Here is a 14,085-nt window from a genome sequence, read left to right as displayed (position 1 = left end):
CAGAAAGATTGAATTACAGCACGAACAATACAGATTACATGATGAAGGGGTTTATATCAGATGAAAGCAAAACTAATGCTCATGCTGCTGGCAGTGACGCTCGTAGCAGCCGGATGCGGCAAAAAAGAAGAAACACCTGCGGCGGAAGGAAATAAGGAAGGCACTCAAGCAGGACAAGAAGTGACGTTGAAAGTAGCTACTTTGATTCCGCCAATGACGGATGTGCTGGATATTGTGAAGCCATTGCTAAAAGAAGATGGCGTCAATCTGGAAGTTGTTGTACTTTCCGATAACGTTCAACCGAATAATGCACTGGCGAACAAAGAAGTAGACGCAAACTTCTTCCAGCACGTACCTTACATGAATCAGTATAATGAAGCAAATAATGCTAATTTAGTGGCTGTTCAACCGATCTACAATGCCATCTACGGAGCATATTCCAAAAAGGTAAAATCCATTGAAGAATTGCCTGAAGGTGCAACGGTAGCGATTGCCAACGATCCGTCTAACATTGGACGCTCACTGGTGATGATGGAACAGAACGGCCTGATCAAGCTGAAAGAAGGCGTCGGTTTTAATGCAACACAAGCAGACATCACGGAAAACACGAAGAACTTCAAGTTCAAAGAAGTGGATCTGTTGATGCTGGCCCGCATGTTGGATGATGCGGATCTGGTTGCCATGACTCCAGCATATGCGAGTCCACTTGGACTTACACCGAAGAAGGATGCGTTGTTCACTGAGAAGGATGATTCCCATTTTGCCATTACTTTGGTTGCCCGTGAAGATAACAAGGATTCGGAAGCCATTCAGAAGCTGGCGAAGCGTATGGCGGGTCCAGAAGTGAAAGCCTTCTTTGAAGAGAAGTATGCAGATATTGCAATCCCGGCTTTTAAATAACATCCGTTAATCTGCAACTGAAATGATTGTACAGATAGGTTTCAAGACAAACATGAAGACCCAGGCCTCATTGCCTGGGTCTTTTTTTGTTAACTTGTATTATGGAATAAAGGAAGAAGGTCAGCATCAGCTTTTGTCGGAGTCAGGTTCTAATTTATGCTCCATTAGGCGGATCAATTTACGCTCTGTAGCCGTGTCTGTTGCAGGTGTGTAGATGCTGCAACGCAAATCGGCATTTCCCTGAACCTGGAGTGAGGTAAGATCAAAAAGCATTTTGCCAGCTCTGGAATGTCTAAATTCAATCAACACATCCGGGGCGCTGCTAACACTGCTTTGTTTCCAAAGGGGTTGAAAATCGGGATATCTGTCCATCATGTCATCCAAAAACAAGTTGTACCATTCATCATCGACATATTGACCATAATAAGCACGGAAAATAGCCAGAAATCCGCTAACAAAATCCTCCCAATTGACGGCCAGTCTTCGAAATTCTTTTCGTTCAAACAACAAACTGATCATGTTCCGCTGTTCAGCAGGAATCTGTTCAAAGTCCATAAACACATGCCGCGCTGCGTCATTCCAGCCAACAATGTGGCAGCGTCGGTCTGAGATGATTGTGGGACAATTGCGAAGTTCCTGCAATATTTTTTGCAAAGAGGGATGAATTTGGAGTGGCTTCTCATCCAGGATATGAAGTTCCGAATGGTAATCCAGACCAAGGGAAAACAAGTACTTTCGTTCATCCGCTGTCAGCCTGAGAGCTGAGGCGATGTTATCCAATACGGAATGAGATACCTGAATATCCCGGCCCTGTTCAAGCCAGGTGTACCATGTTGTGCTCACACCTGCCAATTGGGATACTTCTTCTCTTCTTAATCCAGGTGTTCTTCGCCGGGAGCCCGCGGGTAATCCGACAGATTCCGGAGAGATTTTGGAGCGCTGGTTTTTCAGAAAAGCAGACAGTGCCTGCAACCTGACATCATGGTTCATTCCATCACCTTCGTTCCTGAGTTTATCATGGTAGTCATTATACTATTATAATTGACAACTTGTAATAGGATAATACGAATGGCAATATAAGTGCATAACTTAACTAAACAAGTATGGAGAGAGCACTGAAGGAGGATGCATTATGGAGCGTGTTGTTATTACAGGAATGGGGATTATCTCTCCTTTGGGGAATGATGTGCATACATTTTGGAATGGATTGGTGGAAGGTAAATCGGGAATTTCGCCAATTGAAGCGTTTGATACAACGTCTTATAAAACGAAAATAGCAGGAGCGGTCCGTGATTTTGACGGAGAAGAACGGTTTGGACGGAAGGAAGCTCGGCGTATGGACCGGTTCGTGCAATTTGCTGTTGCGGCAGCAGAGCAGGCTTTATCTGACTCCGGTCTCGAGATGGATCAGGTGGACAGGGAGCGCGTTGGCGTGTATATCGGTTCCGGCATCGGCGGAATCCAGACCCTGATGGAACAAGGCAAACTCCTGTCTGAACGTGGGCCTGCAAGAGTCAGTCCAACACTGGTGCCCATGATGATATCCAATATGGCGGCGGCCATGGTGAGCATGAGATTTGGCTGCTGGGGCCCGACTCTCTCGCCAGTGACAGCCTGTTCGATCGGCAACACAGCGATAGGTGAGGCTTTCCGGCTGATCCGTCATGGTGGAGCGGATGTGATTTTTGCTGGAGGGACGGAGGCAGCTGTCACCGAAGTATCACTGGCAAGCTTCGGCAATGCGACGGCACTATCTACACGAAACGAAGCGTGCGAAGAGGCGAGTCGGCCATTTGATGCAGGCAGAGATGGTTTTGTTATGGCTGAGGGTGCCGGGGTCTTGGTTGTGGAGTCTTTGTCTCACGCCCTTGCGAGAGGTGCAAACATCCTTGCGGAGATCGTTGGGTATGGTGCCAGTTCAGACGCGTATCATATGGTAGCCACCCATCCGGAAGGACGTGGTGCATACTTGGCCATGAAAGCCGCTCTGGGGGATGCACAGCTTCAGCCACAAGACATTGATGTCATTAATGCTCATGCTACCAGTACGGAGGCGGGTGATCTTTCCGAGACACGAGCAATTAAGCAGCTGTTTGGTGCGGAAGCTTATCATATTCCGGTAACAGCAAACAAATCGATGACAGGACATATGCTGGGTGCGGCTGGTGGGGCGGAAGCCATATCGCTCATTCAAAGCTTGCGTAGCGGCATCATTCCACCGACAATCAATCAGGAGCAGAGCGATCCGGAATGTGATCTCGATTATGTACCCAACGTTGCTCGAGAAGCTGAACTGAAAATTGGCATGTCCAACTCATTTGGCTTCGGTGGTCATAATGCGGTCATTATTTTGCAGAAATATTCATCGTAAAGTTACAGAGAGCAGTGACTGCCCGAAGGCGCACTGTTCTCTTTTTATTTGCTGTGCTAAGGCTGTTCCGGCTGCGAAAGTGCAATATAGGTCATTAGTTCGCTGGTTGCATGTAAACATGAGAAATGGCCCATGAATATAGCCGGGATATTCGTTAAAATATTCAATAGGGGCACATATGTACGCATATTAGAATGGATAACGAAATAGACCGAAGTTTACGTTTGTTCCATCTTCCATGGTGGTATTAGATACAAGAGATGATAGAGGCTTCTTCTAACATAAAGCAATACATAGGAGGTAAAGCAGTGAACGTATGGATTACGGTGAAAAGTCTGGGTAAACGCAAGCCGGCACTTGCCAAACAAGCTGCCGAACTTCCGGAAACAACCGATACGCTGAGACAACTTATTAAGAACATGGTGGCTCAGCAGCTCAAGGCTCTTCAGGACAAGAAAAATGAAGCGGAATGGCTTGCCTACCTGATGCCGGAGGACATTCAAGAGCTGGGAGCAGCAGGAAAAGTAGGCTTTGGTACGATATATAACGAAGGGGTTCGCGATGTAGAAGGTGCCATGGATACAGCTGTTACCGCATATGAAGATGGGTTATTTAAAGTGTTTCTCAATGATGAAGAGGTGCAGGCACTGGATGATCCGTTGATTATACAGGAAAACGATAATGTGGTATTTATCCGCTTTACAATGCTTGCCGGGCGTCTGTGGTAGAGAGTGACGAGGAGGAGAATGGAATGAATCAGGAAGATAAAGTTCAACAGTATCAACAAGAGTTGCAGGAAAAAGTAAAATCGCTGAATGGCGTGGAGCAGAAACTTGCAAGCTATGTTGCAGAGATGGCTGGATTCACCTATTTGCGCGAAGACGAAAAGGCCTATTTGGATGCAGAGCAGCAATTGAAACGTATGTCTGCTGAGACGAAAACTCCATTGTTCCGTCCATTATTGGATGTATTGGAGCATTTGGTCAATGAATCCTTCTTGGCTCAGTTCCGTTACATTGCAGAACGTGCCGCGAATTTTCCTTATAGCAAACATTACGAGCGCAGACCCTTTCGTACGACCGATCCCGAACAGCATATTGGACAGGTTTTTCGTAAAATGATTGCCTTGTTCCGCATGGAGATACATGGCTTCTCTCTGAACGAATATGTATCCATGCGGGAGTACAAGTTTGATTATCTTCATGAGATTAGAGCCGTTATACCGGATTGCATTGCCTATGAACTGGATCATGAAACCGGCGATATGAAGCAGGCGCTGCATGATATCATCTATGGTGATAATCAGAATGCATTGCTGACCACTGAAATGATCAAAGGTATCTTCATGAGCGCTCAGGTGGATGCTTACCAGATGGTTGGGGAATTGCTGGTAGCAGCCAGACTGCAGGAGGGGTTGCGCCAGAGCATTGTGGAACGAATGGATGAAGGAACGCTTGAGGCGTATATATACATATTAAAAATAATCATCGACAACAACCTGATACGGTTCAGTTCGGTGGTGAGAGCGCTCGCCGTATGGACAGGGATTGGAATTGAAGCGGCGAATCAGCGTGTTGCTGCGCAATTAATTACACAAGCGCATCAAGCATTGACTGATCCTGTGGTGCGAGAAGAATGGCAGCAAAGTGCCAATGCAAACCAATTATTCATCAGTCTCTGGGCAACGGCTGTTATTGAAGAGAATGAGTTGGAGCGAAAAGTCATCCAGATCATGGATCACGGGCAAGTATATCAGCAGATTGTTGCACAATACGTACTTGCTAACAGTCAGAACAGAGGGCTGCGCTTAAACATGGCACGTCAGTATCTTGAAGTTCAGGATCTGGAATTGCTGCATTGGGTGATTGAGAATTATGATGCCATGTACATGTTTAACTGGAGCTTCGAAAATGGGGAGAATCAACGCAGTGTTCACGTTTGGCCGCTGCCTGTATTTGAAGATAAAGCCGTGCGTCGGCGTGACTTTGATCTGTTTAAACAAATGCTGGCCTACATTCCGCAGGGAGGGGCAGGAGGACCATCCGGTGTTCTTGAATTTGTTCAATATCGGATTGATCCAGATGATGTAGTGAAAAAAATGCTGTACCTTGCTGCGTATGACATGGACCCGGAATGGATTGGCGAGGTCATTGCGCTCAAAGACAAGCTAAGCCCGGATTTGCGAGGAGAATTGTTGTCCCAGTTTGTCCATCATCCCGAGAGCGAAGTACAAAGGCAGTTTATTTTTGATAGTCTGTCGGATAAGAGCATGAACAACCGTGAGAATGCTCTGCTCAAAGCCAAACTGTTGACGCTGACGCTCGAAGAGATGCTGCAAATGGAGGCGTTGCTCAAACTGAAAACAGGATCTTTGCGTCAGAAGATCATTCAGGTGTTATTGCTTCAGCCAACCGATCAGCTGATGGTATCCCTGAAACGACTTGTACAATCCAAAACTGAACTTCAGCGATTGGGTGCGCTGGAGCTGTTGACCGAGATCTCCGCAGATCCACAACGCACGGAGCAGCAGGAGCAGATTCAGCCAATCATAGCGTTAATCAAAACACCAACAGCCAAGGAGCAGAAGCTGCTGGACAAGCTTACAGAGCAGAGCAGCAGGTATACGGCGGCTAATGGATTCGGTTTGTATGATCCTTCATGGGAAAATCCATTGCTTCAGGAAGAACGTGATCTCGGCGGCTTCAAGCCGAAGGACATGTTTACCCTTTCCCTGGAAAAAGCGAAGCAGTTTCTTGATGGTTTGGATGCGTTGTTACATGAGCACAGAGACCATGAATATGAGGCAGAATATTATGCCGGTTACAAAGAAACCTTGCTTGTAGGTGCGACATTGCGTGCCATGGTCTTCATTCCTTATGATCAGCGGCAAGATATAGCATTATTGGAGCAGTTCCCACTCCATAACATATGGGGAGAATATGTTCAGAAGAGTGGTCTGGATAGTAAAGAATTGCTGCAAATTTTGTTTGTGATCCGTTTGGAGGATCTGAATAAGAAGCTGGATAGTTATTACCGTTACTATTCCACCATATATGAATATAGTGAGTTGGAGAAACACTGGCTGCTGGAAGGATGGCGTAAGGAATTTGCCGAAGCCGTCTATCCGGTTCAGTATATCCAGGACATGAAAAAGTTGGTGAGTGAGCTTCGTTACACAGATCAGGTGAAAACGCTGATTGAGGCCGTTTATGAGGACAGCGATAAGTCAGACACATTTGAAATCGCTGAGCGGACATTGTATGCGCTGATGAAAATGATGCCTGAGGAACAAATGGAAAAGGAAGCTGGCATGCTCGCTGTCTTGTCCGGCCCATGGTTCTATATTGTGCGGGATCGAGTACACGATGATAACAGTTTCAAGCGATATTTCCAGACGTTAATCCAATTCGACCGATTAAATAAGGACAGTAACCAAGGCTCCTTCCTCACTCTGAACGATTACCTGCGTGCCTATGAATTGGACTTCATTGATGCACAGGAAGTCTACAAGCAGCTGCTTGTGGGAGAGTCTCGTGCCCAGTTTATTCGGGAGTTAACCTCAAGCCGGTCCGACTGGATTACAGAGAAACCGGTATTGGCAGACCTGCGAAGAACAGTTGTTGAACGAATTTTGGAGATTGAGCTAACCCGAGGAGAGCTCTCAACAGAAGTAAGTACTCTGGCCATGAAGCTTGAACGCATTGAAGGGTTGGAGCATTGGGTGCATCTCGTTGCTGCCATGGATCAGGATACCTTTGTCCGGGGATATATCTACAGCTACGGTGACAATACCACACGTAAAGAAACGTTCAGCCATCTGATTCAGGTTTGCCATCCGCGTGATGGAGAAGACGAAGCGTTGCTGGGACAATTGCTGGCGAAGCATCCCATCCAGGAGAAGAAGCTCCTGGAAGCCGCAATGTACGCGCCGCAATGGATGGAGATTGTTGCGAAGCATCTCGGATGGGAAGGACTGCGCAGTGCAGCCTGGTACTTCCATGCTCATATCAATGAACGGTTCACTGCTGAAAAGGAAACCATTGTGGCGCATTATTCTCCAATCTCACCTCAAGACTTTAACGAAGGTGCATTTGATATCGCCTGGTTCGAGGAGGCATACGAGGCCGTCGGTGAGGAGCGGTTCGGTCTGTTGTACGATTGTGCCAAATATATCTCCGGGGGAGCCAATCACCGCAGATCACAATTATTCGCGGATGCGGCACTTGGGAAGCTAAAACTAGAAGACATGCGTGAGTCCGTGGAAGATAAGCGCAATAAAGATCATTTGTTGACCTACAGCCTGATTCCGTTTGCAGAAGAACGGGGACAGGATCTGCGTGAGCGGTACGACTTCATTCAGAAGTTTCTGATGCAGAGCAAACAGTTTGGCGCACAGCGGCGAGCCAGTGAGGGTCTGGTATCCCAAATAGCGCTGGGCAACCTTGCCCGTAATGCGGGGTATGCCGATGTTACCCGGCTGATGTGGGATATGGAAGCTCGCAAGCTGGATGAGATGAAATCCTATTTTGAGCCCCATGAACTGGATGAGGCTACGACAGCCCAATTGGTCATTGATGAAGAAGGGCAGCCGGAGCTGCTTATCGTAAGCAAAGGGAAGACACTCAAGTCTGTACCTGCCCGGTTCAAGAAAGATGGATACATCGCCGAATTGAAGGAATTAAAGACCGATTTGGTTGATCAGTATCGCCGGGCAAGACAGGAATTGGAGCGTTCCATGACGGCAGGAACTTCATTTACGAGAGAGGAAGTTTCAAGTCTGTTGCAGAATCCGGTTCTTCGTCCACTGGTTCGCACGCTTGTGTTCCTAGCAGAGGACAAGCTGGGCCGTTTCGATGTAACGTCCGGTGGGCTGGTTACTCCGGCTTCGGATAAATCAGACAGCTCAATTCAAATATTGGCGGAACAGGATCGGCTGCTCATTGCACATCCATTGCATCTGTTCCAGAGTGGTAGCTGGAGTGAATTCCAACGGGATCTGTTCAACCATCAGGAACGTCAGCTATTCAAGCAGGTGTTCCGTGAACTCTATCTTCCGAATGAGGATGAGCTGGCTAATGGAACGGTATCCCGTCGGTATGCAGGTTATCAGATTCAGCCGAAAAAAGCAGTTGCTCTGCTTAAAGGACGTCAATGGACCGTCAGCTATGAGGAAGGACTGCAAAAGGTAAGCTATGAGCATAATCTGATTGCCAATCTCTATGCCATGGCAGACTGGTTCTCACCCGCAGATACAGAAGCGCCTACCCTGGAGACGGTGCAGTTCTATGATCGGAGAACTTACAAACCTGTTGCGTTGAAGGATGTACCGCCGGTCTTCTTCTCGGAAGTCATGCGTGACATTGATTTGGTGGTTAGCGTTGCGCATGTTGGCGGAGTAGATCCGGAAGCCAGCTTGACCACGATTGAGATGCGTCATGTGATTGTGAATGAGTCACTGCGTCTGTTGAAGGTCGATAACGTACGACTCGATGGAAATTACGCTCGAATTGATGGTGAACTGGGCGAGTATGCCGTTCATCTTGGCAGCGGTAATGTGTTCAAACAGGCGACGGGCGCGCTTCATATCGTACCTGTGCATAGTCAGCACCGGGGCAGAATCTTCTTGCCATTCCTCGATGAAGATCCAAGAACGGCTGAGATTTTAGCGAAAGTGATGTTATTGGCTGAAGACAAGAAAATTAAGGACCCGCAAATCCTTGCACAATTGCAGCATTGATTAGTCATGTTGAAATGAGGCTGTAGCAAGTGGCATTAGATTGACGAAGTCGAGTGGACCTATCGAATATCAGGCAGCTAGAGCACCAGTTCAAGGTGACTTTGGCTGCCTTTTATTTTCTGCTTTTTTGGTAAGTGATCCTTATTACGCATTGGAAAGTTGACTCAAGATTGGCATTGGTGGGTACAGATTGAGTGTTGGGCATGGTAAAATATACGTAGAGTTATATAAAATTTGAGGTATTAACCAAAATGAATCCCAGGATCGGATGGTTACATAATCGTTATCTGGAAAAGAAAAAGGAGAATACGTTGGACATGTTAATTGCTTCATATCGTGATCAGGATCATGACAAGTTGGTCGAGATTTGGGAGAGAGCCGTTCGGGCAACCCATACGTTTTTGGAAGAGCATCACATCCAGTTCTATAAAAAGGTAGTGAGCGACGTTTTGCAGCAAAGGCAAGTTGAGGTATGGGAAGCACTGAATGCTGACGATGAACCCGTTGGTTTTATCGGTTTGGATGATAACTTTATTGAGATGTTGTTTATAGATGTCAGTCAGCATGGACAGGGTTTGGGACGTCTTCTGATCAACCATACCCTTAACATCAAAGGCAGTCACCTCAAAGTGGATGTCAATGAGCAGAATGCTGGAGCAGCCCGATTCTACGAAAAAATGGGATTTGTACAAATTGGTCGTTCCGAGTTGGATGGTTCCGGTAACCCGTTTCCGCTACTGCATCTGGAGATCAAGGCAGACCAGACTGCAAGATAATCATCGGTGGACCACGAAACAGGAGGAATATGACGAAGAGGAGCATGCAGGATGACACAGATTAAGGTAACACCGGAGCAACTGGATACAGTCAGCGGGCAATTCGCTCAGGCACATCAGCAATTGTCGGGGTTCATGTCCACATTGGACAGCCAGATCCGTGTCATGCGCAGTAATTGGGACGGAATGGAGCAGGAGCGCTTTTATAATGATTATGCAACAGCCCAAGGTACAATGAAGTCCGTCCTGGAGCTGATTCTGTCCATTCAGTCTGAGCTCAAGAAAATTGCCGAGCGTTTCCGTACAACGGATGAAGACGCGTTGAGCAAGGCTATTATGGTGGCTTTGACCGCGGCACAGACTCTTACGTCCCTCGGTAAACATAAAGGTGATAGCTCGGACAAAACGTCTGGTCCTCCAGAGAATATGGATGATTGGAAGAAGAAGGACGCCGAAGATTACAAGAATTATGAGGAAATGTTGAAGAAAGCCGAGGATATGGGTGACGAGAAACTGGCACAGCAGCTTCAGGCCAGCATGAACATTATTCGGCTTCAATATGAGGATGAAATCTATCAAACCGATCCAAACACAGGCAAGACGGTGAAGATTACCGAGGATTCCATTGTAGGCACGTATCAAGTGAAAAGTGACAAGGGTGAAACGACCAGCATCAGCCTGGATAAACAGGGTAACGTCGTGGATTACAACAAGGATACGAAAAAATACGAGTATTGGGAACAAACCCATACGACCAGTCAAGGGGAACATCTCTTTGGTAAAGGAGCACAAACGGCTACAGCTTATGGAATCGGCCTGTTGTTGACCAGCAAGAGTGGATCCGCCTTTACAGAACATGCGACAGGGCTCGGTTCTTCCTTTGTCGCGGACAAGTTTCTGTTCTCCGTTCCGGAGGAAGGCGAGACACGTACGATGATCTACCGAACCAACAAGGATACAGGCAAAATCGAGAATATGATCGTGGTCACGCGTGGCGACAACGATATTGAATATATTCCGTGGCGTGAGTATAACTAAGCCACAGATGGCACGTCTAGCAGGCACACAGAGTTACCTAATTACGCCTGTGTGTCAGTTTTTACAATGGAGCCGTGTGATTTTTTTGTGTGTCACATGGCAAATAGTAATGAGGGCGGGAGGATTAACCGTGAACCTGCCCATAAATAAAACCCCCGCGCAGCCTTCATCACAGGATGGCAAGGCTGCGCGGGGGTTTGTGGTTTGGCTTACCGTCCAGCCTGACCCGGCCAGTGAGGGAACAGTAGCCACGACCACTTGCTTGATGATAGTAAAGACAATAATTTAGAGGAATAGATAAGAAACTGCTCCTAGCCGTCCCTTATCTATTCCTTGCTTTACGAATTAGCTTTTAATATCTATGCACCAACTCTCATTAAGTGCTGCTTCAAAATCAGAGGTAGTAAGATTGGAGCGCAACAAATTTTTTCTAGTAATGACTTCATTTTCATTATCATAGCCGAACCATAGATGCCAGACTTCTAAGTTTATTTCATTATCGAGTGAACTTATATAGTTATATAGATCCTTTGCTAAATTCAATTGGGAAACATCGAATGTATAGATATGATTGAAATCGGTGTAATTACTCATGATTTTAAAAGCATAAGGGGCGCTTTCTAGATGAAAACGATTAAAGGCTACGGGATCAGGATTGTAAAGTACTTCTGCATCCTCCTTCATAGCTTTCCATGGTATTGGTCCATCTGGAACATTCATACGGATCATATCTTTTACCGTTAAAACCTCAGGTCCGTTTTGTTTGATCTCAGGAATTGGACGATCTGCGGCTATAAAGAATTCAAAACTCATTTTTGACTCACCCTACTCTCATAAGTTCTATTCTTATATTATTTCAATTAATGGGATAATATTCAATATATAAATATTAATATATAATTATTTCAATATATTTACAAAATAATATTTATATAATAAAATTACAAATGTTAACTATTTATAAAGTTATCCAAAAAAGAGAGGTGGAGTTTTAATACTTAAAAAATCTCTATTATTACTCATATTAACTTCGATAGTATTGTCAACGTTTCTTATTATGAAGTTTAGTAGGGAGACAAAGGAATCATTTACTGTACTTACGAATGAGGAGATTGAGCAGTTAGATTTTACGAGTACTCAGTATGAGCCTTGGGGAATATCTTATATTAATTCTCACTCTTTAAAACAAACTTATAAGAATGTAAAGATTGCGATTATGGATAGTGGAGTAGATAGTACGCACCGAGATCTTGAAGGAGTTTACATATCGCACTATAACGCTATTGATTCCACTAATGACGCGATTGACAGACTAGGGCATGGAACTGCAATGGCAGGTATAATAACTGCTAATGACAACGGAAAAGGAATTACAGGCATCTCTAGTAATGTAGAGATTCTATCTATTAAGGTGCTTGATGATAAAGGAAAAGGCGATTTAAGTAGTTTTGTAAGCGGAATAGAATGGGCAATCAAACAGGATGTTGATGTCATTAATATGAGTTTCGGTATTAAAAGAGATGATCCTTTATTAAAAGGTGCGGTTGAAAAAGCAATAGACAAAGGAATAATTATTATAGCTGCTGCAGGGAATAACCCAGGAATGAGCACTCAGTTTCCAGCAGCTTATGAAAATGTGATTTCAGTTTCTGCCATTGATCACTTGGAAAACCCTTATCCTTATGTTTCATTGGGGAAAATTGATTATAGTGCTCCCGGAGTCAATATTCTTACTCTTCAACCAAACAATGAATACCGTGTTTTTAATGGGACATCATTTGCTACTGCCCATGTTACTGGAGTCGTTGCTAATTTTCTTTCATCTAGTGAATATGTGAAGGACGAAAAGATAGTCGAGCATATTATAAAAGACCTTAATTCCATCTCAAAGGATCTCGGAGAATCAGGATATGATCCTATCTATGGTAATGGCTCATTAATTTTTGATAAACATTCATAAACTTAAAGAATGGAAGGTGTCGGTAACAAATGATAAAGTCTTTGAATAAATCGATTATTGCAAGTATTCTAGCTTTCGCTATGATCTTTTCATTTACATTCCAAGCACAAGCGCAGGAAAGTAGATTCTCAGATCATTCTACAGGTTCAAACGTAGACATTCTTGTAGATAATGCAGATGAAATGGTTATAAGTGCCACAATGCCAGCGATAAATTCAAGTTTCGCACGGGTAAGTGCACTGGCTTCTGAAAATGCAACCACAACTGACATTACAGGGACTCTTACAATTGATAAAAATTTGCAAACAATGACTCTGGTTACTAATGAGAAGTCGGAAGTCAGTACAGCAAATCAACGAACGTATGATGTTGTTATTCATGAAGTCAATTCATTGGGTGACATTAATGCTACTTTTACTGATCTAGAAACAAATGAATCCTATTCAATTGAACAAGACAAATTACAAGCTTCTTTCGCAATCCCCATTGGTATTGTGATTGGGGAAACCTTGTTGGCATGGTTAGTCGGTATCGGTGCAACTCTAATTGTAGCAACCGAAACTTGGGTGACAGTTAATGAAATTAGAGAGACATTGAGACAGAAAAAATACGAACACTACGAAGCCCAAATCATGGGGGGGAAACTTTATGTTGGTCATTCTATTGACTTAGCTGGTGCAGCTCAAAGACTAGTAAACCCTATGTTTACGAAGGCGCATGCAAATGTTTGGTCAGTAAATAGTGCGGCAGCTGCACGTGTGGCAAGAGTAGCCGGTGGTGGAGCAACACCTGTAGGTCCAGAATTAAATATTACCCAAGTACCTGGTTTCTTCTACTATGCACACTATCATACAGCAAGTAGAATTGGAGGACATTCTTTCTTCTAACTTGTTTAGCAAATACAATAGTTTTGATCCTTTAGCAGTCTTTCGATTATCGAAAGACTGTTTTTTATTGCAAAAAGAACGATTGAAAACTTAGATATTATCAAATTACTAAAGAGAAAATGAAGAAAGAAGCTATTGTTAATAAAGGAGTATATCTATAGAATGACTTGGATGAAATGAGTCGTGATATTCAAAAATTGCTCTTAAGCGATTATTGAGAATTCATTAAACAATATGTTGAATATATAAATGAGAAGTTAGATCTCATTTCTTCACTAGTATTGAGCAAGTTTTTTTATATATTGAACAAAATGATCCTGTATGGCTCAAGGATATAGAGAATTTCTATTATTGGAGTGTTCTAATGGACTACGGATCAAAGATTGTGATTCAGTAGTAGACTCTAGTATAGAATG

The 14,085-nt window shown here is 44.5% G+C and carries 11 protein-coding genes; 9 read left to right on the top strand and 2 right to left on the bottom strand.

Going from position 1 to position 14,085, the window contains the following annotated elements; genetic code table 11:
* The first annotated feature begins 60 nt into the window (after positions 1 to 60).
* Positions 61 to 900, top strand: a complete 840-nt coding sequence (locus tag DC345_RS29420; RefSeq protein WP_113056152.1) for a MetQ/NlpA family ABC transporter substrate-binding protein — start codon at positions 61 to 63, stop codon at positions 898 to 900.
* A gap of 126 nt (positions 901 to 1,026) precedes the next feature.
* Here DC345_RS29420 and DC345_RS29415 read toward each other — a convergent pair whose 3' ends face one another.
* Entirely contained in the window at positions 1,027 to 1,890 is an 864-nt protein-coding gene (locus tag DC345_RS29415; RefSeq protein ID WP_113056151.1) for a helix-turn-helix transcriptional regulator, read from the bottom strand.
* 142 nt (positions 1,891 to 2,032) lie between these two features.
* Here DC345_RS29415 and fabF point away from each other — a divergent pair, with 142 nt between their 5' ends.
* From fabF to DC345_RS31915, 6 genes are all read left to right on the top strand, one after another.
* Positions 2,033 to 3,271 (top strand): beta-ketoacyl-ACP synthase II, encoded by a 1,239-nt coding sequence (gene fabF, locus DC345_RS29410; RefSeq protein ID WP_113056150.1) that lies wholly within the window; start codon positions 2,033 to 2,035, stop codon positions 3,269 to 3,271.
* Positions 3,272 to 3,579: 308 nt separating this feature from the next.
* A complete protein-coding gene (locus DC345_RS29405) occupies positions 3,580 to 3,999 on the top strand; it encodes a hypothetical protein (protein WP_113056149.1) in 420 nt (139 codons plus the stop codon).
* Positions 4,000 to 4,022: 23 nt separating this feature from the next.
* Complete coding sequence (locus DC345_RS29400) at positions 4,023 to 9,008, top strand: DUF4132 domain-containing protein (RefSeq protein WP_113056148.1); 4,986 nt, start codon at positions 4,023 to 4,025, stop codon at positions 9,006 to 9,008.
* A 317-nt stretch (positions 9,009 to 9,325) separates the two neighbouring features.
* Complete coding sequence (locus DC345_RS29395; protein WP_397333795.1) at positions 9,326 to 9,784, top strand: acetyltransferase; 459 nt, start codon at positions 9,326 to 9,328, stop codon at positions 9,782 to 9,784.
* Between the two features lie 51 nt (positions 9,785 to 9,835).
* The gene (locus DC345_RS29390) at positions 9,836 to 10,822 is read left to right on the top strand and encodes a WXG100 family type VII secretion target (protein WP_113056146.1); all 987 of its coding nucleotides are present in this window, start codon (positions 9,836 to 9,838) and stop codon (positions 10,820 to 10,822) included.
* 130 nt (positions 10,823 to 10,952) lie between these two features.
* Complete coding sequence (locus DC345_RS31915) at positions 10,953 to 11,111, top strand: hypothetical protein (RefSeq protein WP_181586777.1); 159 nt, start codon at positions 10,953 to 10,955, stop codon at positions 11,109 to 11,111.
* Between the two features lie 56 nt (positions 11,112 to 11,167).
* On the opposite strand, the gene DC345_RS29385 is transcribed toward DC345_RS31915, so the two are convergent.
* Positions 11,168 to 11,635, bottom strand: a complete 468-nt coding sequence (locus DC345_RS29385) for a hypothetical protein (RefSeq protein WP_113056145.1) — start codon at positions 11,633 to 11,635, stop codon at positions 11,168 to 11,170.
* A 244-nt stretch (positions 11,636 to 11,879) separates the two neighbouring features.
* Between DC345_RS29385 and DC345_RS29380 the strand changes: the two genes are divergently transcribed.
* Together DC345_RS29380 and DC345_RS29375 are read left to right on the top strand one after the other, a co-directional pair.
* Complete coding sequence (locus tag DC345_RS29380) at positions 11,880 to 12,782, top strand: S8 family peptidase (RefSeq protein ID WP_113056144.1); 903 nt, start codon at positions 11,880 to 11,882, stop codon at positions 12,780 to 12,782.
* Between the two features lie 41 nt (positions 12,783 to 12,823).
* Positions 12,824 to 13,669, top strand: a complete 846-nt coding sequence (locus tag DC345_RS29375; RefSeq protein ID WP_146752172.1) for a hypothetical protein — start codon at positions 12,824 to 12,826, stop codon at positions 13,667 to 13,669.
* Positions 13,670 to 14,085: the final 416 nt, after the last annotated feature.

Origin of the sequence: Paenibacillus taichungensis (genome assembly GCF_003287275.1) — a bacterium.
Taxonomy (GTDB): Bacteria; Bacillota; Bacilli; order Paenibacillales; family Paenibacillaceae; genus Paenibacillus; species Paenibacillus taichungensis_A.
This window is presented reverse-complemented; position numbering and strand designations above follow the sequence as displayed.